General features: G+C 47.7%; 29 protein-coding genes. 7 read left to right on the top strand and 22 right to left on the bottom strand.

The genetic code is table 11. From position 1 onward, the window contains the following. Nucleotides 1-560 precede the first annotated feature (560 nt). Nucleotides 561-2,513, bottom strand: coding sequence for a site-specific integrase (locus CJP72_RS12855; RefSeq protein WP_162381682.1), 1,953 nt, complete (start codon nucleotides 2,511-2,513; stop codon nucleotides 561-563). A 184-nt stretch (nucleotides 2,514-2,697) separates the two neighbouring features. On the opposite strand from CJP72_RS12855, the gene CJP72_RS12850 reads away from it, so the two are divergent. Next, the gene (locus tag CJP72_RS12850; RefSeq protein ID WP_162381680.1) at nucleotides 2,698-3,888 is read left to right on the top strand and encodes a tyrosine-type recombinase/integrase; all 1,191 of its coding nucleotides are present in this window, start codon (nucleotides 2,698-2,700) and stop codon (nucleotides 3,886-3,888) included. A 210-nt stretch (nucleotides 3,889-4,098) separates the two neighbouring features. After that, nucleotides 4,099-4,341, top strand: a complete 243-nt coding sequence (locus CJP72_RS12845) for a hypothetical protein (protein ID WP_053894008.1) — start codon at nucleotides 4,099-4,101, stop codon at nucleotides 4,339-4,341. Between the two features lie 35 nt (nucleotides 4,342-4,376). On the opposite strand, the gene CJP72_RS12840 is transcribed toward CJP72_RS12845, so the two are convergent. The 11 genes from CJP72_RS12840 to CJP72_RS25230 all read right to left on the bottom strand — a co-directional run bounded on the left by CJP72_RS12840 (nucleotide 4,377) and on the right by CJP72_RS25230 (nucleotide 10,857). Continuing rightward, nucleotides 4,377-6,236, bottom strand: coding sequence for a hypothetical protein (locus tag CJP72_RS12840; RefSeq protein ID WP_162381678.1), 1,860 nt, complete (start codon nucleotides 6,234-6,236; stop codon nucleotides 4,377-4,379). After that, nucleotides 6,229-6,429 (bottom strand): hypothetical protein, encoded by a 201-nt coding sequence (locus tag CJP72_RS12835; protein ID WP_162381677.1) that lies wholly within the window; start codon nucleotides 6,427-6,429, stop codon nucleotides 6,229-6,231. Before CJP72_RS12835 ends, CJP72_RS12840 begins: the two co-directional genes overlap by 8 nt. Nucleotides 6,430-6,562: 133 nt before the next feature. After that, nucleotides 6,563-7,597, bottom strand: coding sequence for a major capsid protein (locus CJP72_RS12830; protein ID WP_162381675.1), 1,035 nt, complete (start codon nucleotides 7,595-7,597; stop codon nucleotides 6,563-6,565). A 21-nt stretch (nucleotides 7,598-7,618) separates the two neighbouring features. Beyond that, nucleotides 7,619-7,987 carry a hypothetical protein gene (locus tag CJP72_RS12825; RefSeq protein WP_162381673.1) on the bottom strand — a complete coding sequence of 123 codons (369 nt, stop codon included), beginning with the start codon at nucleotides 7,985-7,987 and terminating at the stop codon, nucleotides 7,619-7,621. Continuing rightward, the gene (locus CJP72_RS12820) at nucleotides 7,984-8,202 is read right to left on the bottom strand and encodes a hypothetical protein (protein ID WP_162381671.1); all 219 of its coding nucleotides are present in this window, start codon (nucleotides 8,200-8,202) and stop codon (nucleotides 7,984-7,986) included. The genes CJP72_RS12825 and CJP72_RS12820 overlap by 4 nt, the downstream gene beginning before the upstream one ends. A gap of 664 nt (nucleotides 8,203-8,866) precedes the next feature. After that, nucleotides 8,867-9,169: a hypothetical protein gene (locus CJP72_RS12815; protein WP_162381669.1), complete on the bottom strand. Its 303-nt coding sequence runs from the start codon at nucleotides 9,167-9,169 to the stop codon at nucleotides 8,867-8,869. Continuing rightward, nucleotides 9,162-9,368 (bottom strand): hypothetical protein, encoded by a 207-nt coding sequence (locus CJP72_RS12810; RefSeq protein ID WP_162381668.1) that lies wholly within the window; start codon nucleotides 9,366-9,368, stop codon nucleotides 9,162-9,164. Before CJP72_RS12810 ends, CJP72_RS12815 begins: the two co-directional genes overlap by 8 nt. Continuing rightward, entirely contained in the window at nucleotides 9,365-9,763 is a 399-nt protein-coding gene (locus CJP72_RS12805) for a hypothetical protein (protein WP_162381666.1), read from the bottom strand. The genes CJP72_RS12810 and CJP72_RS12805 overlap by 4 nt, the downstream gene beginning before the upstream one ends. An 11-nt stretch (nucleotides 9,764-9,774) precedes the next feature. Beyond that, a complete protein-coding gene (locus CJP72_RS12800) occupies nucleotides 9,775-10,056 on the bottom strand; it encodes a hypothetical protein (RefSeq protein WP_162381664.1) in 282 nt (93 codons plus the stop codon). Nucleotides 10,057-10,067: 11 nt separating this feature from the next. After that, the gene (locus CJP72_RS12795) at nucleotides 10,068-10,733 is read right to left on the bottom strand and encodes a helix-turn-helix domain-containing protein (protein WP_162381663.1); all 666 of its coding nucleotides are present in this window, start codon (nucleotides 10,731-10,733) and stop codon (nucleotides 10,068-10,070) included. After that, the gene (locus tag CJP72_RS25230; protein WP_193568708.1) at nucleotides 10,693-10,857 is read right to left on the bottom strand and encodes a hypothetical protein; all 165 of its coding nucleotides are present in this window, start codon (nucleotides 10,855-10,857) and stop codon (nucleotides 10,693-10,695) included. Before CJP72_RS25230 ends, CJP72_RS12795 begins: the two co-directional genes overlap by 41 nt. Nucleotides 10,858-12,827: 1,970 nt before the next feature. On the opposite strand from CJP72_RS25230, the gene CJP72_RS12790 reads away from it, so the two are divergent. Genes CJP72_RS12790 through CJP72_RS12780 form a run of 3 tightly spaced genes read left to right on the top strand, consistent with a single transcriptional unit; the run spans nucleotide 12,828 to nucleotide 13,781 of the window. After that, complete coding sequence (locus CJP72_RS12790; protein ID WP_025105992.1) at nucleotides 12,828-13,388, top strand: tyrosine-type recombinase/integrase; 561 nt, start codon at nucleotides 12,828-12,830, stop codon at nucleotides 13,386-13,388. A gap of 10 nt (nucleotides 13,389-13,398) precedes the next feature. Beyond that, nucleotides 13,399-13,596, top strand: a complete 198-nt coding sequence (locus CJP72_RS12785) for a hypothetical protein (RefSeq protein ID WP_162381661.1) — start codon at nucleotides 13,399-13,401, stop codon at nucleotides 13,594-13,596. 2 nt (nucleotides 13,597-13,598) lie between these two features. Further along, nucleotides 13,599-13,781 (top strand): hypothetical protein, encoded by a 183-nt coding sequence (locus CJP72_RS12780; protein WP_162381659.1) that lies wholly within the window; start codon nucleotides 13,599-13,601, stop codon nucleotides 13,779-13,781. Nucleotides 13,782-14,037: 256 nt separating this feature from the next. On the opposite strand, the gene CJP72_RS12775 is transcribed toward CJP72_RS12780, so the two are convergent. Both CJP72_RS12775 and CJP72_RS12770 read right to left on the bottom strand, forming a co-directional pair. After that, nucleotides 14,038-14,418, bottom strand: coding sequence for a winged helix-turn-helix domain-containing protein (locus tag CJP72_RS12775; protein WP_162381657.1), 381 nt, complete (start codon nucleotides 14,416-14,418; stop codon nucleotides 14,038-14,040). Nucleotides 14,419-14,424: 6 nt separating this feature from the next. Then, entirely contained in the window at nucleotides 14,425-15,252 is an 828-nt protein-coding gene (locus CJP72_RS12770) for a sulfite exporter TauE/SafE family protein (protein WP_162381655.1), read from the bottom strand. Nucleotides 15,253-15,950: 698 nt separating this feature from the next. Between CJP72_RS12770 and CJP72_RS12765 the strand changes: the two genes are divergently transcribed. Together CJP72_RS12765 and CJP72_RS12760 are read left to right on the top strand one after the other, a co-directional pair. Next, nucleotides 15,951-17,183, top strand: a complete 1,233-nt coding sequence (locus tag CJP72_RS12765) for a tyrosine-type recombinase/integrase (protein ID WP_162381653.1) — start codon at nucleotides 15,951-15,953, stop codon at nucleotides 17,181-17,183. Between the two features lie 191 nt (nucleotides 17,184-17,374). Further along, nucleotides 17,375-17,617: a hypothetical protein gene (locus tag CJP72_RS12760; RefSeq protein ID WP_162381652.1), complete on the top strand. Its 243-nt coding sequence runs from the start codon at nucleotides 17,375-17,377 to the stop codon at nucleotides 17,615-17,617. 35 nt (nucleotides 17,618-17,652) lie between these two features. On the opposite strand, the gene CJP72_RS12755 is transcribed toward CJP72_RS12760, so the two are convergent. The 8 genes from CJP72_RS12755 to CJP72_RS25535 form a co-directional block, all read right to left on the bottom strand. Beyond that, nucleotides 17,653-19,518 (bottom strand): cell envelope integrity protein TolA, encoded by a 1,866-nt coding sequence (locus CJP72_RS12755; protein WP_162381650.1) that lies wholly within the window; start codon nucleotides 19,516-19,518, stop codon nucleotides 17,653-17,655. Then, on the bottom strand, nucleotides 19,511-19,708 hold the full coding sequence (locus CJP72_RS12750) for a hypothetical protein (RefSeq protein WP_162381648.1): 198 nt from the start codon (nucleotides 19,706-19,708) through the stop codon (nucleotides 19,511-19,513). Before CJP72_RS12750 ends, CJP72_RS12755 begins: the two co-directional genes overlap by 8 nt. A gap of 81 nt (nucleotides 19,709-19,789) precedes the next feature. Next, nucleotides 19,790-20,827, bottom strand: a complete 1,038-nt coding sequence (locus CJP72_RS12745) for a major capsid protein (protein WP_162381646.1) — start codon at nucleotides 20,825-20,827, stop codon at nucleotides 19,790-19,792. A 23-nt stretch (nucleotides 20,828-20,850) separates the two neighbouring features. Then, nucleotides 20,851-21,228 (bottom strand): hypothetical protein, encoded by a 378-nt coding sequence (locus CJP72_RS12740; RefSeq protein WP_162381644.1) that lies wholly within the window; start codon nucleotides 21,226-21,228, stop codon nucleotides 20,851-20,853. Between the two features lie 2 nt (nucleotides 21,229-21,230). Next, nucleotides 21,231-21,446 carry a hypothetical protein gene (locus tag CJP72_RS12735; RefSeq protein ID WP_162381642.1) on the bottom strand — a complete coding sequence of 72 codons (216 nt, stop codon included), beginning with the start codon at nucleotides 21,444-21,446 and terminating at the stop codon, nucleotides 21,231-21,233. Between the two features lie 585 nt (nucleotides 21,447-22,031). Continuing rightward, the gene (locus tag CJP72_RS12730) at nucleotides 22,032-22,355 is read right to left on the bottom strand and encodes a hypothetical protein (protein ID WP_162381640.1); all 324 of its coding nucleotides are present in this window, start codon (nucleotides 22,353-22,355) and stop codon (nucleotides 22,032-22,034) included. Continuing rightward, entirely contained in the window at nucleotides 22,352-22,573 is a 222-nt protein-coding gene (locus CJP72_RS12725) for a hypothetical protein (protein ID WP_162381638.1), read from the bottom strand. The genes CJP72_RS12730 and CJP72_RS12725 overlap by 4 nt, the downstream gene beginning before the upstream one ends. After that, nucleotides 22,573-22,959 (bottom strand): hypothetical protein, encoded by a 387-nt coding sequence (locus CJP72_RS25535; protein WP_238340062.1) that lies wholly within the window; start codon nucleotides 22,957-22,959, stop codon nucleotides 22,573-22,575. The genes CJP72_RS12725 and CJP72_RS25535 overlap by 1 nt, the downstream gene beginning before the upstream one ends. Between the last annotated feature and the right edge of the window lie 95 nt (nucleotides 22,960-23,054).

Genomic DNA, 23,054 nt, shown 5'->3' with positions numbered 1-23,054 from the left:
TAACCTTCAACGTGTTCGCGGTGAAAAGCAGCCGGATAAGTTGGGTGCGGGAAAGTGGAAGTCCTAGGTTTGGAAGCTCCCATCTCAGGCATTGCGTCCGAAAATTTCCGTGGCGGCGAGACAGTCCTTATAGAGCCAAACAGACTCAAAAGTTAATCTGCGCAGTAAAGCTAAAGCTCGCCCAGATTTCTCATTGATTGCTCGATCTCCGCAACCCAGTTATCAGGGCAAGGATAAACGCGGCTTTCAGTGTTAATGCGGTTTGGAGATACGCGGCGGGTTAGCCCATGCAATGACTTAACATGCGCTATCCAACATGTTTTGACTGTTCTCCCCGTTCGGGATTTAACATCATCGGCAATCTGCCGGTAAGTCGCCATAAACGTCCGTGCTCCTCAGGTTGTTAAAATGTTCCGAAAGTCGCTGCTTGTTGAAGGTTGCATCTGATTCATCTAGCTGCGCCAGTCGAGCTACGCAAGCGCCGCGAATTCCGCACCATGAATTTCCACTACCCTTGATAAAAAACGCGCCTGAGGGCTTCCTAGCGCGTTTGGCACATCCTATGATTTATGTCTGCGCCGTGCGTCGTTGACCGCCTTAATACCCGCCTCGGTATCAAACTGCGCAATCTCAGGCAGGTTGTAGCTAAGCAGCGAAATCACGCCATACTGTTCTCCAACATCGGCATCCTTACGATAGGTTGTCATCGCGGTGGTGCTGCCGCGAACATGGCCGACAAGCTGCGCAATAGTGCGTTCATTGCTCTCAAACTTGTCTACGGCGTTGATGAAAGTATGCCGCAGCGAATGGAACGTTTTCTTGCCGTCACGAGGAAAACCAAGGACTTTGCCAAAGTAATTTTCGTTGAACCATTTGGAGGCTGCGGCGCGATATCCTTTGATTTTATTATGCTTCAACTCAGGGAAAAGACGATCATACCCAGCAGCTTTCAACGCATTCACATACTCAAGTAGCCCTAGTTCGATCAGTCGTGGATGTAAGGGAACCTGACGTATAGCATTCACCGTTTTCAAGGATTTATCGCCGCCAGCCTGCGCCTCTTCATCCATCACCTTATCCGGCGCATCAAGGTTAAAATCAATGTAGGCAACACCGTTTTTATCTTCGCGAATATCCGTCAGATAAAGCTGGCAAAGCTCATTGATGCGCCCGCCCACATATAATGCCAGCAGAGGTAACCAGTAGTGAAACGGGCGAAAGCTTGTATAACGTCCGTATTGATTGGGCGTTCCCGCGCCTTTCTTAAACCAGTCAGCCGAGAAAATTTGCACTAGTTCATCGTCGGTGAAGAGGTCGCGGCGATCCTGCTCACGCACCATCACACGGCGCTGAGCCAGCACATTCTCAGCAGGGTTATCAAAAAGATAACGTTCGCTCTTCGCCCATTTGAGCATCGATCCCAGTGATTCAATATGCCTGCCAATCGCATCTCGGCTCATGACCGGCTGACCATCAGCCAACGCCGTTTCAATCAGCTTATGCGTATCTGAAATCTTGTATTTTCGCCGCATCAAATACAGATTGCCGGGCATATTCTGCATTCTGTTGGCGTAGTCCTTCACGACATCACGATCCAGCTCACTCAAGGACATATCGCCCATGATCTCCGTGAAGTGTTCAATTCTGGAACGAATTTTACCCTCGCTGGCCAACTTGATATCGCCCGTATTTTTATAGACCAGAAACGCTTCCAGCACTGCCGAAACCGTCATGTTTGCATACATCGGATTGCAATATGGATTCATGGTAGCGGCCGCAGGAAGCGCTGTTGATGGCACTGTAGAAGCTTTTGGTGTGGTGGTTGATGTCGGTTCCGATTTCGCAAGCGCTCTATCCCAGACGCAACGCAGTTTTTCAGCCTGCACGTTGTTGATGAACAAAGAACTTGCATTCAGCGTCACCCCGGGTAAATCCAACAACCAGAGGGAAAGAGGATTGCCGTTGTTAGCCCTGAATGCCGTAACCTCGACCTCTCGGCCGTTCAGCACTTCAACAAGAGCAAACTGCGGCTGGTAAAGCTGCATATAGCCGTTCACCGCAGCCTCAGCACCGTCATACGCAATGTTATTCAAAACGAACCCATGCGTATCGGGGTCACGATCAAGCGTGCTGAAATCATCAATCAGAAAGCCACGCTGGTTCGACACAAGGGCATACAGCGGCACATTGGCTGCCAAAAGATGCTGGACGACAGTCTCAACCCCAACCCCAAATGAATTGCAAAACAACGCCAGGCTGATTTTGCCTGCGCCAGTCAACAATGGGGCATTGCCCCTGATCTTCTCTTTATCCACTTGTCTGAACTCTTCCAGAGACGCATACCACTTCTCCAGCAAACGCGCGGCAATAGCTCTGGCATTTGCAAGGTGGGTTGTGCGGGTAGATGCATGAATTTCACGCTGCCCTATCAGAGCGCGATAACGAACCGGAACGGTGATCCGCAGAACATAGATACCGCTTGGACGTCGATAGAGATTATCACGCTGCGCCATCGGCTGTATGACCCCTGTGTAGGAGGATCACGAGCACCGTCACGTATGAATAAGAAAAAAGCTGAGGAATGAATACGTTAGGGGAATTCTGGAGCGGGCGAAGGGAATCGAACAGAGAAGCCCAAGAGCCGCGAAAGATCTCAACATTGGTAGTTGATAGCGGAGATTGTAGAGGATCATTCTCATGTCTATCAAGGGCCACTCTTATCTTTATCCAACTTCGGAAGGGGTCTGGATGTTTCAGATCTTCATTCCGGTGTACATGCGGCACATTTTCGGCGGGAAACGCTTGTACCGGAAATCGACGGGAACCAAAGACCTTAACGCCGCTAAACACTTCCGCAATCACATGCTGATCGAGTGGAAGACGCTAAAGGAACAGTATTCCCCGAACACGGAGGAACGGCGCATACAAAACGCCATCGCCGGATTGCATAAGCAGACCACGCTACGCGCCCCACTCCAGACAGTGCCAACGTTAACCGCTATCCGCGATCAATACGCTGAAAAATACAGTGATAAGCGCTCATTCTCGACGCTGGCTAAATCTGCTCGCGCCGTAGAGGTGTTTCTTGCTTCGCTTGACCGTGCAGACATTCAGATCACGGAGATTAGACGGTCACAAGTGGCGATGTTTATCAATCAGCAGGACAAGAAAGCCCCTCAAACCGTGCAGAACTGGCTAACGTGCCTTGGAAGCCTGTATGAGTATGCGCGGAGAGGTTACGACGACATAGCACCAGATAACCCGTTTCACGGTCACAACCTCGAAGCACGACGAACAATCGAGAGCTATCAACCATTCGAGCCTGACCAAATGCAAAAGCTACTGGATGCAGCAGAGCCGGAGATCAGGAACATTATAATCATGGGGCTGTTTTCAGGATGCCGCCTTGATGAACTCGCAAGCCTCAAGAAGTCAGAGATCCAGACGGTGGAAGGTGTGCGCTGTTTCTACATATCGAAGTCAAAAACCAAAGCGGGGATCAGATATGTGCCGATTCACTCCCTGCTATCTGCGATAGTCGATGAATACATGAGCCACAGTTACGGCGAATACCTGTTCCCACAGGCTAACAAGATTAACCGAGCTGACGGTAAGAAAGGCCCTTTCTACTCTCAAGCGTTCACCAGGTTACGCCGCCGTGTATTGCCTACCGCTACAGATCGCCAATGCTTCCACAGCTTGCGCGGGATGTTCATCACCTGCTTAGACCGTGCAGGAGTGCAGGAAACACGGATCGGCAGTATCACCGGACACACTGAACAGAAAGCCAAAACGGAAGCATTCCGCACATACTCCCAGGGGGCGAGCATGGAAGAGTTAGCCGGGTATGTTGAGATGGTGATTTATGAACAAATAGCGAACAATTAACCCAGTATCATCACCTACCAACATCATAGAAAAGTCACTTTAACAGGATAAAATCCCGCACGTTTTGCCAACTGTGAATTTATCCAGTGAAATACTGATTCATCGTTGCACAGCGAAACGGTGCGGATTAACATAAGCACTACATGTAGTGTTAAATAACAAATCAAAGCACCACATGTGACCACCACCAACAACCATAGGGCTGATAGCATGGCAAAGAATCCTAAGCAAACATCAAGTAAAATCGCTTCTGTTGCTGGTCAAACCTTAAACGACCCCAATGCTTCAAAGGTGCAAAAACGGCTGGCAGCCTCCGCACTATCTCAACGTGCCGCCTCCAGCCACACCAGTGATGTGATGGAAACAGTTGCAGCTAAGGCACTCGATAATCCACGCTCAAGCGAAAAAACCAAACAGCTTGCAGCAACGGTGTTAGCTCAATCAACAAAATAAGAAACAAAAAAAGGGGCGTAAGCCCCTTTGTTTTATCAGCCGCCTGTACTGCTTTGACCGCTGCTTACAGCTAACGTTAACGACTGTTCGAAACTGGCTGCTGATGCTTTAGCGTTGAAATCGATGTAATCAGACAAGCGACTAACATCACTTTGCAGGGTTAGCCCCACTTCTGGATTCACTTGCAGGTTAAATGTTGGATTCAGCGTGTAAGCTGGCGCACCACCACCAAGAGACATAGCACTATCACGCAGGGATTGCCCTGAAAGGTCGTACTGATTCGCCGCTGTTCCGGCATTACCGCCGCCAACACCCAACCAATCCATGATAGCGGGGCCAACGCTTCGAGTATCAAAGCCTGTCTTATCCTGAATCCAATCCGCTGTAGCATTCGCAGAACCGTTAACCGCCTTATCGTAGATAGCGTCTGGCGCTGTCTTGTTAGGATCAGAGTACAGTGAAGGGAATGTTTCTTTCATCCAGCCGTTAAACTTGCTGAGATCATCAGTGATTTCCTTCGTGAAGCCTGTCACTTGTGCTAACAGGTTTCCAAGCCCAGAGCCTAATGATTTTGCTGTCTCGTTCAGGGCGGCGGTGTTCTCCGCTAAATCCTTACCAGCGTTACCAAACCCTTCGAGGAAGCCGGAAGTAAGATTCTGGTTAAAGCCATTATTGACCGCTTGCAATGTCGTAGATAAATCACCGTAGGCGTATGTCTGCTTAATCTGTTCATCGTTCAGGGTTTGACCGGAATCGACCATTTTTTGCAGCACGGAAGTAAACTCTGCACCGTTATTCTTGAGCACTGGCACCAGGTAGGACATATCATTACCGAGGTCTTCCAACAGGTGGCCCAGGGACGCATCACTCATCCCTCTACGCTGCCCTTCGTTTGTGACAGCCTGAACGAAGTCGAGGGGATTGTCCTGATATTTAGCGATATCGGCTTTATTCCAGCCAAACTGATTCAGGATATTGTCAATGGCCCCGTTACCGCCCTTCCATTTACCAGACTTTTGATCGAACTGGCTATTGGTTACGGATTCTCCGAGGCGCTCGCGCACATCTTTGAAATTGTCAGTAATGGTGTCGTAGTTTGAATCAATACCACGTTGACGGTTTGCCTGTACCAGCGCTTTAACGGCGTTTGGATTCACCTTTACGCTGTCGCTTTTTCTCACCAAGTCGAGGTTATCTGTAGCTGTCTCACGGACACGGGCCAACACACCAGCCCCGGCAGCTAACGCCGCTGTGCCAGCGATGAAACCTGCACCGCCGCCGATCACGTTCAGCCCACGCTCTTTGATGCCAGCCGCCGCGCCTTTATAGTCTGTGCGTTTAGCGTGTTTCAGTGCTGCCGCTTGTGCCTGAGTGGATGCAGTGATTTTGGCCTGGACTGCACTTTCGCGCCTCAACAGAGCAATTCTTTCACGTAGTTCATAATTTAACTTCGCGCTGCTGATCTGACCATTACGGAAAAGCTCTGTCTGTTCCTTAGCGAAGCGGGAAAACTGGTGTTGCTTAGCGGGATCAATGCCGTATTTCCCAGCTATCCCCTTCATCTGGAGGTTAGCACTACGAAACTTGAGATCGGCTGTCTCGTTACGTTTGGCAATCTTCGCCGCTTCTCGCGCCTGAGTTTTAGCCGCTTTCTCTGCAATATGTTGCTGTTTTAAGTCATTAGGCGTTTTAGGAGAAGCCGCTTTAGCATCTGCCACTTGTTCACGGGCTTTCTGTCTACGTTGCTTCTGAGCCTGGAAGCGAATTTTGGGATTGGCGATTTTCTCAAAGTGTTTTTGAAGGTCTGTAGCCGCCTTTTTCGCTTCGGCAATGCTTTGTTTATCAACGGTGAAAGTAACGGTATTTACGATACGTGAGGTATTTATTTCAAGCATCACCACCACCTTTCTGATCAAGGAAGTGATGAACGGCCTGTTCCACAGTCTCACCACGGAAAATACGCGCTCTAACGCCCGTATACGAAATCTCTAATAGCTCGCAAAGCTGGCTCACCTTGAGAAGCCCCTCTGCATCGTCTGCTTTCAGGCGAACGTGTAGCCCACGATTTGATTTAAGAATAAGTTCCACCTGTATTTTTCCTCTTGTTCTGGGGGAAACAAAAAAGGGATGCCACCAGAGCCACAATTGCGCTGTGGGTTAGTTAGCATCCCTCATTAATACGCCTGATTATTTCCAGCGGCCCAGGCTGCCGCTTTGCTCATTATTCTGAGGCTTTGATGTGGACAGAGAAGCCCAACCCGTTATTCACAGGCAGAGAACTGTTCTCTGAAATCACGTTCACCACGTCGCCACGTTCGCTTTCATAGCTCCAGCTATAGGTTTCTGCTGGGGTAGCGTCCAGAAGTTCAAAGTTGCTCGACGGAGCGCCGTAGATGTTCTGGTAAACGTTCGAGCCAGCCGCAAATTGCGGGATAGCGATAGCATCAGCATCACCCATCTGTGCAAGTAACAGTGGATCAGTCACTTTGATCACATCGACGTTTGAGCCTGGAATACTGAAAGTGCTCACGCCTGGCAGAAGGTCACGACGCTGATAAACAACGTTGCTTTCATCCAGAGGAGACACGTAGCGGAAAGCCGCTTCCATTGCAGGGCTGAAACGCAGGTCGCTATAGAATCCACCTTTAGCGAATACGATGATTCGTTCCACTTGTGCCGCCATACCTTGAGCCGCCTCAGTGATCTGACTCACCATGTCATCAATTGCACGTAATGTGCTGCTGTCTGTAGCAGTGAGATCAAGCGTGGCTGTCATCGGCGCTACGCCGAACAGGTCGCCAAAGTCGATCAGCACATCATCAGTTTTTGGCGTGTTCACCGTACCGGAGAACAGAGAACGTGCAAGATAGCTCTCACGAGTTCGCATAAAGGCTACGCTGTGCTTGTGAGTGTAATCAGTGAATAAATCGGTGAGGGTTTCTTGTGTGTCAGTGCCAGGCTTGCGCTTGCCCTGAATGTCTGCCGGAGTGATCTGGTCTTCACGCAGGAAATACGGAAGCTCGATCAGATATTCCTTACCGTTCTGCCGTGCCGTGGTGTTATGTTCGCTGGAGAACCTTGCAGTAGGCAAATTGAACAGAGAACGGTTATCTTCAACAAGACGGCTCACCGCCACTTTATGAGAAGAAACGCCCACGCCGTCGAACAGCCCCAGCGAGGCAAGGAGATAGTTACGTGTTGGGTTCAGATTGAACAGTGGAGAAAGATCCACATAGGTTTGACCTAAAATAGCCATGTTATTATTTTCCTTCCTTGATTAACTGGTGAAGAATTCACGCATCTGGAAGCCTTGAGCAGCCAGAGCAGCTACAGCGGCATCGTGTGCGCCATCAGCAGCAGTGAGATTGTCCGATTTAATGCAGACAAGAGAGCCACGCGCCGGAGAGCGTAGGACGTTGACGGCTTTGTTAGAGCCAGCAGTGACAAATTCACTTACTACCACAAAGGCATCAGCGCCGGAGGTGTATAAGGCCCCGGAAGCGTTCACCACATCGCCGCATTCAACATCAGCAGGAAGAGAGGCAAAAATCTTGCTTTCCACAGAGGCGAAAGTGTCTGTGGCATAACTGACAATATCAGTTGGTGACAGGCGCTGTGGGAACAGCGTATCAAGATCAATAATCATTGTTTGGTTGAGTCCTTTACTTTACGTGCAATCAAATCATCAATGGTTGGCTTCTGTTCTGGTGATTCGTCAGGGAAATACGTTTCCATTGCCTTGATCACGTCGGACACTTCACAACCTGCATACTGCGCCACCAATTCAATCATCTGAGAATTGACGGTGAGAACATCGTTTTTATACTTGAGTACACGCGATTTGTTATTAAGTAGAAACATTGTCGTTTCCTTCGCGTTATGTCTGCATGTTTATAACGAAAGCGTTACATGCAGGGTAAAGAGAGGGGCTACCGAAGTAGCCCCCTGGAGGAATGCTCTTGTTAGAAAGCATTGGTTAAGGTCATCTCTGATAATTATGATGTTAAACAATGACTTCTAAATAAATGAAGGGCGCAATGTGAATACAGGTGTAAACACAAAGTAGGATCGCCCGTCATTGCTCCCACTTCAAAACAGAAGCCCTTCTGTCATGGCAAGAAGTGGGAAAGTGGAATCTCGTTATCATCGCTGGAAACAATAATAAGAGAATGCCAGACGTAACTTTGATGTTTGTCTGACTGCTTATAATCCATGAAGGATGGTTATAAGGCATAGAACACGGAATGTGCTCTCTGAAAGAGGATGGCGCGGGGATTGGTCGCCACTGCCCGACAAAAAGCAGTAGCGTCCGCGCCCCTTTGGAACCGACACAACAAAGGAAAACAACCGCTTTCAGGGAACACACTCAGGGGGAGAGCGCGCCGCCTATGGGAAACGGCATTCTCGGGAGTGTATTGACATACGAGGGAGAGAAACGTGATTCGATACGTTTGTTGAGTCCCTATAGCCACTATAACATTTTCGTTACGAATTGTCAAGGGGTTTATTCAATTTAAGTGAATAGTTATGCAACATGGTTTTGTAGCTGATCGCTCAGTTCGTCCTTACACGCTGCCAGGGACAGCGCCAACTGTGTAACTTCCCCTACCAGTTCCTGATCCTCTCGTAGGCTGCCTGTACGCTCTACAGTGATGATGATACCTTCCAGCGCCACCGCTGCAAGGGAGAGCTTTTTAACGGCCTCAGGGAGGCTCTCAGATGCTTTCTCAGGGCTTGCTTTGTATACGGCGTTCACTGCGTCAAGAAGTGGCATGTGTAGCTGTTCGTGGAATTCGTCCAGTGCGTCTTCAATTTCATACTTAGTCATTTGTTAGCCGTCCCTTTGCTGCTTTGACGATGTTCAGCGCCACTTGAAACGGCGCTATTTCCGTTGCCAGCACATCAAGGAGGTATTCCACCTTATTAACATCCTGTGCCTGTTCAGCCCTTTCAGCTTGTTTAACTAAATCCTGCATGTATTGCATACGCTGTTGAAAGTATTCTTGTTCTGTTATTTCTGTGATCATTCTGTATAGCTGTCTCCAATGTGGAATAATTCATCAAAGTCCCTGGCTCCCGCCACGGTGTTGTTCATTGCGTTGTATGTTAGGTAGTGGTTTAGGCTATCGAAGCCCAGGCATTGCCAGCGGTGAAGCTGGCTATCATCGTAGGTGTAAACTTTGCGCTTGCGGGGGCGGTAATAAACTCCGCTTGAACATTCGAGGAGATCATTTAACGCGGCCCACTCTTCCACAGAGGGCGGTGTTGAATGAACTTCTGTCACTGTTTCGATAAGCTCCCCAGGGATTTCCTCAAGGGATTTTACGTAGAGGCGTTTTGTTCGTACTTGCGAGGCTTTACCGATCCTGTTGACATTTTCCCGTTCTATACGGGTGAGGGTGTTCCGTTCTTTCTTAGACATTGCACCTCGGCTTAGTGGTTCGAGGTGATGAAAGAAACGTTGTGGTTAACGTCGAAATCGTAATAGCCACCTCTTCGAGTGATGGTGATCACTTTGGCATCTCGCATCAGGAACAGCCAATAGCGGATTCCGCTTTCCGAGTAGCCCAGAGCGCTTGAAAGTTGTTTCACACTGGAACGGAATATTCCGTTCTCACGGTGGAGGCTTGCGAGGTGGTTATAGATGCGGTAACAAACGTCATTAACTTGAAATTGGTGCTTGGCAGCCTCATTGAGGCAGTAAAGATTGATCATAATCCTCCTGGTTAAAATGGTATTGGGTCGAATCTTGAATAAAGATGCGGGTGAAGTTGTTCGAAACGTTCTTCTAACCTCTCCTCGAATCTGCTTGATAAGCGCTTGCCGTCATTACGCAGGACACGACGCGCATAAGCTGTAAATGTGTCGTATCTTTGGCTTTGTCTAAGGCTATCAGGCTGTGAGAGCCGCTTACAAACAACCTCAAGAGCCATATCCTCATCAATGACCGTCTGATCGCTTTCCGTGGTTGTTACAGCGCTTTCAGTGGCGCTCTCAGACACAATCACAGCTTCCTCTATAACATTGGTCATTGTTGGTGCTGGAACTTCTTCCGGGGCTTCTGACTTCGCTTCTGGTGCATACGGTAGGACAATATAAATGTTTGTCATCCCTTTACGGCCTTCACTAATAACTTGCACCCAACCAAAAGACACGAGGTCTTTAATGTGGCGGCGTACAGTTTGATCAGTACCGAGTCCAAGCCGATCACCGATACCAGTTAATGAAGGGGTTACTTGTTTGAACGTACCGGACAGGCTTTGCAGATAGGAATAAACGATCTTGTGGTGAAGTTTTACTTCGTGAGTTTCGCCGTTAACTTCTACGGAAGTGATTCCGAGTAAATCATAGTCAATCGCCAGGAATGGCTTTACGTGTTTTGCTGTCTTCATTATTTTCCTCTTTGCTAAGGATCGCTGTTATGAGTTCCGATACCAGAGCGGCAGCGGGTTTGTCTTCTTTGTTGGCACGGTTGATCAACGCCTCGTAAGTTTCTGTTGTGAAATTGATTTTCATCGTGTCTTCTCCTTCGTGAGATTATTCAGTGGTCGAAGCGCGGATTTCATCCCATCGCTTCAATACTTCTGTGAGAAAGGCTTCTCGTTCGTGGTAGCCGCGAGCACGGCAGGCATTGCGTAATGCTCGGATGTGGTAACGGGTGGTGGTTCCGTCTGTTAATTGTCGAAGAGTGTCTTCAACGTCGAAATATCTCAGTGTGGCCTCCTTGGTTAGGCGTATAAAGAAAAAACACCTTGCAGCCTGACGGCTCAAAGTGCGTTGATGGATTATGTGGGTAAAGTTTTATGCTATGTGGTTATTCTAACCCATTTCTAAACTTTTGTCAACCCCTTAACGGCGATTTTGTTAAATATTTCTGATCAATTTCAATGCGTTGCATTTTTACTTTGCGATTAATGCTCTTTGTGGAAAAATTTAAACCCTATCAGTCAAGGTAAGTTTGTGATATGATCCATTCCCAAGCAGTTAACCTATGCTCATCACCAAAAAGCTCCTGTACCCCTCTCTACGGCGTTCTGACGCTTTCAGGCTACCATTGCACCAGCCACCCTCTTAAAATCGCTTACAGCGCGTCTGGTGACGTATGGCGCACCTCTGGCATTTACTTCCGAAACCAATAGCACAACTACAGACGGATAACCGTAGTTATCAGGATCGTAGGTGTCGGTATTGGATTGAGGCTTAGTGAACTGAACCGTAGCACGGTGAAAGTGAGCCTTAGCCGCTCTACCTTCGAGAATGAGCATGACTACGGACAACAGGACGTAGGAAGGCGAATTGTCGTTAGGTAGAGTTAGCATGTGTCAATCATCGTTAGATGGTTGGGAACATGGTTACATCACGCGCACAGCGCAAAGGTATTCGCCCACGGCGAAATGATCATGTGCAACCGTTTCACGGTGGCAAAGCCATTGCACCATACAGAGGGTGTAACTTGCGTAGCGTCGCGAGCGGAACGAGGCCAGCCAACGTAGCCCGAAAGGTAGCGGAGTAAGGCTGCTTGCCTGGAGTGACGGCGAAGAGCCGCCAGCAAATGATCTTTGCGACCAGCGCAAAACCCTAAAAGAATAAAGATCATTCTTATTAGGTTATTGTTATTAAGTCATTCTTATTGGGTATCAGACTTGATAGGGGTAGTCCTGTCAAAATTGATAGGGGTGGGGGTATCAGTTCTGATAGGGGTATCAATCTTGATAGGGGTTATCTCTTCACCCAACGGTAGATCGTCGCCCTGCTCACTGCGTACCGTCCATACAACAACCCTAAGATTAATCTCAGGTTATTCCTATCAAACAAGCATCTAATCCGCTGGTAATTGGCAGGTAAAGATCAGGGGTAAATGTAGCCAAACTGCATAAGTCACTTTCATTGTAGAAATGGTTAACTATGTAGAAGCCTTGCCCCGTGCGGCTTGTCACTTATTGTCACAACGATCATCACTTTGATGTAAGCCCGTCCTGCTTAACGACTTTTTGTTATAAAGTAACAATTCGATTTTTTTCCATGCCAAAGCACTCAAATGATCAGCTTTCAAATGATTTCATCATGCAATCAATTTTAAGTGCATAAACTCTGCATACACCGTGCATACTGGCAGGTTAGCGCCGCCCTCGCCTTACAACATTAAATTTACCAACGCAAAATCAATAAGATAAACAATAACCACACACAACCTCTTGTAGTGTGATGTTCGGGTGTTCCCGCTCTTCTTCGTGCCGATCTGATGGTTTGGCAATGTTCAAACACATGTTTATAAATGCCAACTCGATGATTTTGTTGAAGATATTTCAAAATCATGCAGATTTCGATCTGGGTGTGCCTGATCTTCGCGTTCAGCACTGGACACAACTGCGCCATTTACCACACACAACACAGATCAATTTTTGATCACTTTTCTTGCAAACAACTGAAAATGATCATAATATTTATATAACGCATTTAGATGTGTGACCTTAAAGGAGGGTAAATTGAACAGAGCCGTAGTGTTAGACGAACAGCAAGCTAAAGCGATCAGGGAGTGGCTAAACGCTCATAACAAGAGCCTGATAGCTGACGTTACGTTAATGATGCAAGCCGCCGTACTGCGTGTGGGGGATGCCGTCGCGTTACGCTTCGACGAAGTGATCAATGGTGAGATTGACATAGAAGAACAGAAAACAGGGAAGCGTAAAGCCCTCACCCTTCCGGCTCCAGTGATGCAGATGATCGCACGTCGTCGTGCTGAGTTTCCAAATGATGTACATGTGTTCAGGAGTCAGCGTAACCGCTCGATGAACAAGCAAGCGCCTGTACGACGCGAGGAAGTGAGCAAGCAGATCGCAGAAGCCGCTAAAGCTATCGGGATTCATGGCACTGTATCGGCGCACAGCTTCCGCAAAGCTGGCGGCAATGCAATCTATAAGCGTTCAGCAAACAACATCGCGTTAGCTATGACCGTGCTCAATCACAGCAACATCACCGATACCAGGCGCTATCTGGACTTAGACAAACAAGCCGTTAGCCGGGTGATCAATGAGATGGATTTATAAGGGGATAAACATGAAAAACAATTTACTGGTGCTGACACTGGCACTACTGCCAGCCCTTGCGAATGCCACACAGATTACTCTAATTCTCAGTGACGAACAGGAGACAGGAAACGCTAAGGTGTGCATCTACAGCAACGCCAACTTTACAGAGACAGTAACGATCAGACCGTCCGAACAGTGCAAATACACCAGAACATTTGAGAAATAACAATGAGTAAAAACTACGAGAGCCACCGCAAAGCGATTGTTAGCAAGGGTATCCCACCAGAACTCTTAAAGCGGATCACTGACTCTGACATTCAGGTGATTAATACATTTTTAACGCGAGTGAACAAACTTGAGCTAACGGAGCAGGAAAGAGACTGGATTATAAACACAATCAACATGCAGTAACCGAAGAAGTGGCGAAGGCTGGCAACTTGCCGGAAGACAGCCTCCACCGTATCCAACAATCCCAACGGAGATCAGGAAATGCCGAATCAGCACATTATGGCGTTAGCGCTCGCGCTGTGCAACGTCGAAGCCGGAAGACGGGTTAAAGTGCCAGCAATGACAGGGAGCCAACTACATTTGCTAATGATGTGGTTACAGGCTTTGAGAGGGTAATAGTTAATACTCCAGGGGGCGTAATGCCCCCTTTTTGGTAAAGCTAAACGCTGTGATTGCCTTCGAAGATAATCGACTCTAATTCCTGCAAACCTTGTTGAGACTGTTCGTTAAGGTGAGCTTCTAATTTATCGTAATTTTCCAGCAACTTACGTCCAAGAGGAGTTAAAATCGTACCACCGCCTTTATTACCCCCCGTCGAAGTAATAACTACAGGTTTGCCAATCCCCTTGTTGAGAGAGTCAATCAGTAACCAAGCTCGTTTATACGGTACACCAACATCTTTAGCCGCAGCAGACAGTGAGTGAAAACCATCAATTGCTCTCAGCAGATCAATTTTCCCAGGACCAATCGAAATGTTGTCGTTGACGTAGATTCGCGGCCTCACTAATAGGCAATTAGGCTTTTCAATAATGCTGTTCATAAGCCCTCACACGGTCGCATCGCTGGTTTGGCGAGTATGTTTGAAAGTCTTGATTGCGGAGATCATGAGTACCACTCCCAATAACGTCATTAGTGCTTTAACAGGAATTAGACCAACCATTAAACCACCAATCGCAGCACCGATAACAGAACCGACCACCATCCAGATAAATAGTGATTTCTCAGTTTTCAGAATTTGGAATGCGTCGGCATTCGTATACCGGAAAAAACCGACAATCATTGTCGGCAAGCTAATCATCAACGATAAGCTCCCAGCTAATTTGATATCAGCACCGAACAAGATAACGATAGTCGGAATAAGCAACTCTCCACCCGCTACACCGAGCAATGCAGCGACAACCCCTATAAAGAAACCTGAGATCACCCCAGCGATAACTGTTGCTGTGCCCGGCATAAAAAGCCCACCAGAGCTATTGTGCAGGGGCAGCCATGCCTCCGAGAGCATCACGAGGGACAGAAGTACAAGTAAAATAAGGATGATTCTATCCAGCCAAACGCGAGACATTTTCATAGCTCGCCCTGCTGCCCACCATGCCCCAACAAGGCTACCAGCCAGCAAATTGAGCACTATGTCAAGGTGTCCCATTAGTTGATCAAGTGAGATGGATTTAGTGCGAAATAACAAGGCTACGGCAACCACGGTTAAGCTCATTGCCTTGTTAAAGATAACGGCCTCAAGAGTAGGCATCTTGAAAGTACCTTTAAGGACAGGTAGACGAAACTCCGCACCACCAAGCCCAATCAACCCACCTAAAGCACCAATAATCGCCCCCGAAATAAGCCCTTTGCCATTCTTAGTCGAAGCTGTTGACATAAATTCCTCTTTTTCGTTATGTCATTTTTGACATAACGAATAGCATACCATTACAAAGAGGAAGGTGAAAAGTACACTTCAAGGATTAGACAATAGAAGCCAATAAGCCCGTTGGTGGTAAGACAACGCGCGGAGCCGTTAGGCGACTTCATCAGGGTTATGTCAGACAGTGAAGTTTATCAGGATGACCATGTACCCGAAGGAGCGAGGCCGAACCGCTGGCAGAGCCTGCATTTCGTGTGCAGGTACGAACACCACCATAAACCTGTTTATTCCCTGCAACGTCATCGCGACGTGTGGCATGTGGGAGCATCGGCAAAAAATGCGCTTCACTGTAAGGTTATGAGAATCAATGCCCGGATCAGGCTTTGCCTTCACGTTGTGCTATCGCGGTGTGAGGTTGGAACTGCCGCCGCCGAATAGTTATACTCTCATTTCCATGTAACTATCCGTGACAACTAACAGTGTACCTTGTGTTGGTAAATCGTCGTTCAATGGTAGAACGATCACGACAACTTATGTTAAGTAAGTTGTTGATAGCAAAATGAGTTTTAACGAAATTTTGCCACAAGGGGAGAGATCTGGAGCGGGCGAAGGGAATCGAACAAAAATCCATTCCACTTCTGTAACCTACTGACAGATAACGATATTGCGATCAGCATAGGTAACTGATTACGTGATAATAGAGGATCATTATCGTGTCGATCAAGAGCCAGGCGTACTTATACAAGCGAAAAGACGGAATCTGGATGTTTCAGATCTTCGTACCGAAGTACCTCAGATTTTTATATCCGTGTCGGATGTGGCGAAAGACCACCTCAACCCGCGATCTCAATGAGGCTCGACGGTTCAGAAACCACCTGTTGTTAGAATGGGAAGAGTTAAAGCGGAAGTACAATCCGAGTAACCCGGATCAGTGGTTGCAGCAGTCAATAGCCGCCTTGCATACCGAAGGAAAAAAGAACAAGAGCCGCCCTCAATCCGTAGCGCGATCCTGTTCGATTCCCACTCTGTGCCTATTACGGGACGAATACGCCGAAAGCTACAAAGACCGCCGCTCTTATTCAACGCTGAGCAAATCGGCGCGAGCCGTTGAGCTATTCCTTGAAAGTGCCAAACAACCGGACATTGCTTTAGAAAGGATAGGCCGTCGCCTGGTTACTGAGTTTCTCGAAACGCAAAAGGAAAAGGGGGCCGCCGATCAATCTCGTCAAAACTGGCTGACGTGCTTAGGCTCACTCTATGAGTTTGCAAAGCGCCGCTACGACGGCATACCAGATCGCAATCCTTTTCACGGTCACAACCTCGAAGCACGACGAACAATCGAGAGCTATCAACCATTCGAGCCTGACCAGTTGCAAAAGCTACTTGATGCAGCAGAGCCGGAAATCAGGAACATCATCTTAATGGGGCTGTTTTCAGGATGCCGCCTTGATGAACTGGCAAGCCTCAAGAAGTCGGAGATCCAGACGGTGGAAGGTGTGCGCTGTTTCTACATCAGCAAGAGTAAAACCAAAGCTGGGGTACGGTACGTCCCTATTCACTCCCAGCTATCTGCGATAGTCGATGAATACCTAAGCCACGGCTACGGAGAATACCTATTCCCACAGGCTAATAAGATTAACCGCGCTGACGGCAAGAAAGGCCCGTTCTACTCTCAAGCGTTCACCAGGCTACGCCGTCGTGTTTTACCTACAGCTACAGATCGCCAATGCTTCCACAGCTTGCGCGGGATGTTCATCACCTGCTTAGACCGTGCTGGATGCCCCGAGCAGCGTGTAGGGGCGATCACCGGACACACTGAACAGAAAGCCAAAACGGAAGCGTTCCGCACCTATTCCCAGGGCGCGAGCATGGAAGAGTTAGCTGGGTATGTGGAGATGGTGGACTATGAACAAATAGCGATCAATAAAACCAGTGTTATCAACTAAAGTTAACGCATAAATAGGCCACTTAACAGCATAAAATTCCGCACATTTTGGCGGCTGTAAATTTATCCAGTGAAGTGATTATTTATCATTGTAAAGTGAAGCGGTGAGAATTATCATTCACACAATATGTAGTGCCATAACTAACGCAAAAACACTACATATGACACCTCCACTACCAAAGGGCTGAGAGCATGACAAAGAATCCTAAGCAAACATCAAGTAAAATCGCTTCTGTCGCTGGTCAAACCTTAAACGATCCAAACGCTTCGAAACTACAAAAGCGCCTGGCAGCATCTGCGCTTGCTCAACGTGTCGCCTCCAGCCACACCAGCGAAACTATGGAAACGGTTGCAGCTAAGGCACTCGATAACCCACGCTCAAGCGAAAAAACCAAACAGCTTGCAGCTACGGTGTTAGCTCAATCAACGAAATAAGAAACGAAAAAAGGGGCATAAGCCCCTTTAATGTATCACCCGCCTGTACTGCTCTGACCGCTCAGTGTTGAAAGCGTCAGACTGCGGGTGAATGAATCCGCGCTCACTTTTGCAGACCAGTCGATATAATCAGACAAGCGACTCACATCACTTTGCAGCGACAGCCCCACTTGAGGATTCACTTGCAGATTAAAAGTTGGATTTAGGGTGTACGCTGGCGTATTACCGCTGCTGAGTGACATTGCAGAACCACGCAGTGAATCACCATTTAGGCTGTATTGATTTGCCGCTGTACCAGCATTCCCGCCACCAACGCCCAACCAATCCATAATAGCTGGCCCCACTGAACGGCTGTCCCACCCTGTCTTATCCTGAATCCAATCCGCTGTAGCATTCGCAGAACCACCCACAGCACCATCATAGAGAGCCTGAGCCGCTGGCTTATCGCTATCAGTGAACCATTGAGGGAAACGACTGCGAAGCCCAGCATTGATATCACTCACAACAGCAGAGATCTCACCCACAAATCCGGTGATTTCTTTCGAGAGATTGCCTAAGCCCTCTCCGAGGCTTCCCGCCGCTTCGGTGATAACTTTGGTGTTCTTCACGAGGTCGTCGCCACCGTCAGCGAAGCCTTTCATAAAGCCAGTGAACAGACTGTTATCAACGCCGTTCATCAAGGAAGACATAGCCACGGACAGATCGCCGTAAGCGTAGGTTTGCTTAATCTGCTCATCGTTCAGCGTCTGACCAGAGTCAACGAGGCTTTTCAGCGTCTTGTTATACTCTGCGCCATTATTCAGGAAAGCATCGGTATAGTGTGCCAGGTCATCCCCGTAATCCTCGATCAGATGCCCGATGGACGCTTGAGACATACCACGGCGCTGGCCTTCGTTTACTGTTGCCTGAATAAAATCAGCAGGGCTATCCTGGAACTTCGCTATGTCTTTTTTACCCCATCCGAACAGGTTCATAACATTGTCTACCGCACCGTTGCCGCCCTTCCATTTTCCAGACTTCTGATCGAAAGTGGAATTTGAAATCGACTCGCCCAAACGCTCGCGCACGTCTTTGAAGTTGTCAGTGATTTTGTCTACGGATGCGCTGTCTATGCCGTGTTGCTGTCCGTATGCAACCAGCGTTTTCACAACGTTAGGATTAGTCTTAACAAGGGCCGATTTTCTCACCAAATCAAGGTTTTCATTCCCTTTGTCACGGATACGGCCCAGGATGCCAGCGCCGCCAGCAGCTAAAACAGCGCCGGATAAAATCGCCCCGCCACCGCCGATCAGATTCAGCCCACGCTCTTTGATCCCCTTTGCAGCCCCTTCATAGTCCGTGCGTTTGGCGTGTTTCAGCGCTGCCGCTTGTGCCTGTGTGGATGCGGTGATTTTTGCTTGGACGGCACTCTCACGCCTCAACAAAGCAATGCGTTCACGAAGTTCATAATTCATCTTCTGACTGCTGATCTGCCCTTTACGGAAAAGCTCTGTCTGCTCGTGAGCAAATTTTGCAAATTGGTATTGCTTCGCAGGATCAATGCCGTATTTCCCAGCTATGCCTTTCATCTGTAGAACGGCGGATCGACGTTTCAGATCGGCGGTTTCATTGCGACGGCGTAGCTTTTCAGCCTCACGAGCCTGAACTTTTGCCGCTTTCTCTGCCTGGTGCTGTTGCTTCAAGTCATTGGAGGTTTTAGGAGAAGCCGCTTTTGCATCTGCCACCTGTTCACGCGCTTTCTGTCTACGTTGCTTCTGAGCCTGAAAACGAATTTTCGGATCGGCTATTTTCTGGAAATACTTCTGTAGGTCAGTGGCGGCTTTCTTCGCTTCTGCAATGCTTTGCTTATCCACCACAAAGGAAACTGTCGTCTTGATGGAAGCAACGTTGATATCAAGCATCACCACCGCCTTGTTTATCAATAAAGAAATCTATAGCCTTTGATGGGGATTCGCCGTATTGGTACATACGCTGGCGCACTCCGTTATAACTCACGCCGTATATCTTGCAGATCTGAGCCAATGTTAATAGCTCAGTTGCATCGTTTATTTTCACTGTGCCTGATTTGGCACTCTTTAAGATTAGTTCCATTATTATTTACCTCTACAAATGAAAAAGGGGAAAGCGTATTTCTACACCCTCCCCCTCTCGTGATTTTCTCTTTAATCGGGATTACTCAGACAGAGATCCGAATACAATAGCCGTAGGGATATTGTTGATTGGTAGGAAGCTGGATTCCGTCGCAATAGATGGGAACTGCCATTTAGCATCGGCAATCACATATTGGTGATGCAATGCGGCCTCTTTGCCTAATGTCAGGTGACGCACTCCGATCCCAGTGTGAAGAACAAGCGCGTTAGCACTGTCAGACATACGAGGAATGACGGCGAACCCGTCCACGCCGATTTTGTCGGTGATCAGGCTGTAGCCTGTTACATCCATCACGGTGATCCCGTTCAGAGTCCACGCCTCGTAAGCAGGGTTATCCGCTACCGCTCGTGTATAGAAGTTGTCGCTGGCGTTAACGTTCAGCGTGTACACCATAAAATCTTTGATAGAAGGATGGTAGCGAAGTGCTTTAGCAGCAGCGCCAGCAGCCAGGATCACAACACCTTGTTTCTGTTGTGCCAGCCCTTCACCAAGCGCCACATTCTGAATACGAGTGATCTCGCTCAATTGCTCGAAGATGTTCGCCGTGTCGCTCACGTCGAGGGTGTATTCTGTACGATTACCGCCAACGAGGAAATCAAGATCGCCCTGTCCGGCAAACTCGCTATCAACACGCAGGCCAAGCAGAGCGTTAACCAAATCCACTTCAACGGCGTTATTAGCCATACTGTATTGTGAGTCTGAGAAATCGCTCAGAGCAATACTTACCTGATCGGCAATATCACTAATGCCTCTTGAGGCGTACTGCTGGAGATCTAAACTCGTGACACTGTTCAGAATCCCGAAAAATTTCATCTGGTAGAGAGCGTTAGTAAACTCAGGACGCTGGGCGCTCGACCAATCTGATTGGGCGTATGGGCTATTTTCCTTCGCCACGAGATTTTTTACATCAATGATCTTTTCCAGTGCCAGAGTATTAACTGCGTGGTGTTCCTCTCGGAATAATCCGAGGTTTGTAATGATGGTATTGAGTTGGGTACTGAAAGTGAACGGGCTTGAAAAGCTGTCGAAGATAGCACCACTAAATAAATCTTTTGCCATTGTTATTATTATCCTTGAGGTTATTACGTAGTGCGAAGCGCTACAGTGTCGAAGTCTGAGAAAGTGAAGCCGAGCGTTGCAAGCTGTGCCTGAGCTAATGATTCATCCAGATCGCCAAACTCGATCCCCGCAAGGAATAGAATGACGTGTACAGGGGAAGCCACAATAAAGGCTTTGCTTCCTGTGCTGGCTGGCTCTACCACCACGTAAGCAATATCACCGGGAGCGGCAGCTTTTGCGCCTGTATCGGTTACGAGGGAGCCAACAATGAGAGAATCAGGAATACCGGATTCCACACGGATCAGCTTGTCTTGAAGAATTGCATCGTCGCAATATGCCACCACTTTGTAACGGGCGTGGCTGTTATCCCCGTTTAATGTTTGAAACTGTCCAAACTGCATTATTATTTTCCTTGAGCTAATATTTTTAATCGTGCCTGTAATCCATCAAGAGGATTAACAGGAGTATTTAAGGTTTTGGTTATTGTCTGCTGTGAAGATTTCAACTCCTCAACAGAGCATCCGGCACATTTGGCAATAACTGAAAGCTGATCATCTGTGTAAGATGTTATTTCATCAGCCAGCTTGCTAATATGCTTCGTGGAATTCATCAGGAACATATCGTTCCTCCTAACTTATTTTGTTATGAACGGAATAAAAATAAAGCCAACGTGCTACGGTCGGCTTTATTGGTGCGGGGAGTCTTAGGATAAACCCCGCTGATCACTATCAGGTGATTTGCTTTCACGCTGGCAGATGTGATCAATGGAATCTCAATATCACCACTGGATAGTAATAAGAGAATGCCAGACGTAACAAAGAAAAATCTTCGAGATTGTCTGACTACATTCACCCTAACGGAATGAATGAGAGTAAAGAGCAGGATTGCTCTTCTCTAAAATAATGTATTCTCATAGGAAGGATGAGAGCGCCGGATATATCCCCGGATCATCCCGGAACGGGGCAGCGCTCTCCCCTTGTTAGACCGATATCAAGGACAGTGAAACGACACATAACAAAACCGTAAGAGAGAAGTAACGATTTTAGAGAAGAGGGCTAATTGCGTAGCCATCCTCTCGCCTGGAGCTACCAGGGAAATCTATAAGGAGGAACCCATAGAAGAAGCGGAGAAGTGAGTTTTATATCACCTTATTTTTAGTATAACCGATTTCGTTATGAATGTCAAGAATAATTATCATTATCATTTAATTTTTTTCAGCTTCACTAACCTGAACTTCTTCGGTCATCCCCTGCACCAACGCTTCTAAATCCTGCTGACAATCGACAATCAGCCTTGCCACTCGTGAGACTTCCCAGAGCACGTCCTGATCGGTGTGTAAGGCTTCTGTAACCTCCACTGAAGCGATAATCCCCTGCAATGCCACCGTTGACAGGTGAAGCGTTTTAACAGCCTCTGCGAGGCTGTCAGGCGTTTCCTCGCGGTATGCGTCTGTAGCTGCGTCCAGCATCGGAATAATCAGGCTATCGTGTAATTCTTGCAGGGCATCATCAATATCGTTTTTAGTCATTTGGTCAGTTGTTCCTTATTAGTTTTGATTGTGGTTGCCACTGCCAGAAATGGCGCGGCTAATGTGAGAATCTTATTTTCCAAATCATCAAGCGCCGTTATTTTTTCTTCGTCTTTCAGGAAAGCGTCATTGGTGATGTTTTCGATTTCATCGTAATACCATTCACAGCATTTGACGTGCTGCGCAAATCGTTTAGTTCTTGTAGTTCCCAAGTGCATTAATCGTGTATCTCCTTTTCATCATTAAAAATAAAATCGAGGTCTTGCGTGTGATGGGATAATCCCCACGTTTGGCAATACCCCACAAAATCGGCGTAGTGTTCCCACCCCTTCACCTGCCAGGATCTAAGTTGACTACTATCGATTTGGTATTCACGGCGGCGGCGTGGCTTGTAATAAACGTTGTCCGTTGACGATAGAACATCCTGCAATAGTTCAAACTCTGATCCGGTTGGTACTACTGCGGGATATTCTCGAACTATGGTTATTAACTCGCCTGGAATAGATTCTCGTGAACAATTTTTTAGCGTGGTGGTGAACTTCTTTTTATTAGCTCTTATTGCTTTTCCGATTCTAACAATGTTACTTCGCTCTTTTTTTCCCATTTATTCCTCGTAGAGGGAAACTTCCGTACCTGGTCATAACGTAAACGCCATAGAATATGGTGAACCACCATAATGCAGTTATCATAAAGTTTCCC

It is taken from the genome of Citrobacter sp. NCU1 (assembly GCF_010231475.1).
In the GTDB taxonomy this organism is placed as follows: domain Bacteria; phylum Pseudomonadota; class Gammaproteobacteria; order Enterobacterales; family Enterobacteriaceae; genus Citrobacter_D.
Note: the sequence above shows the minus strand (reverse complement) of the source record. Positions and strands in the feature narration are given on the sequence as shown.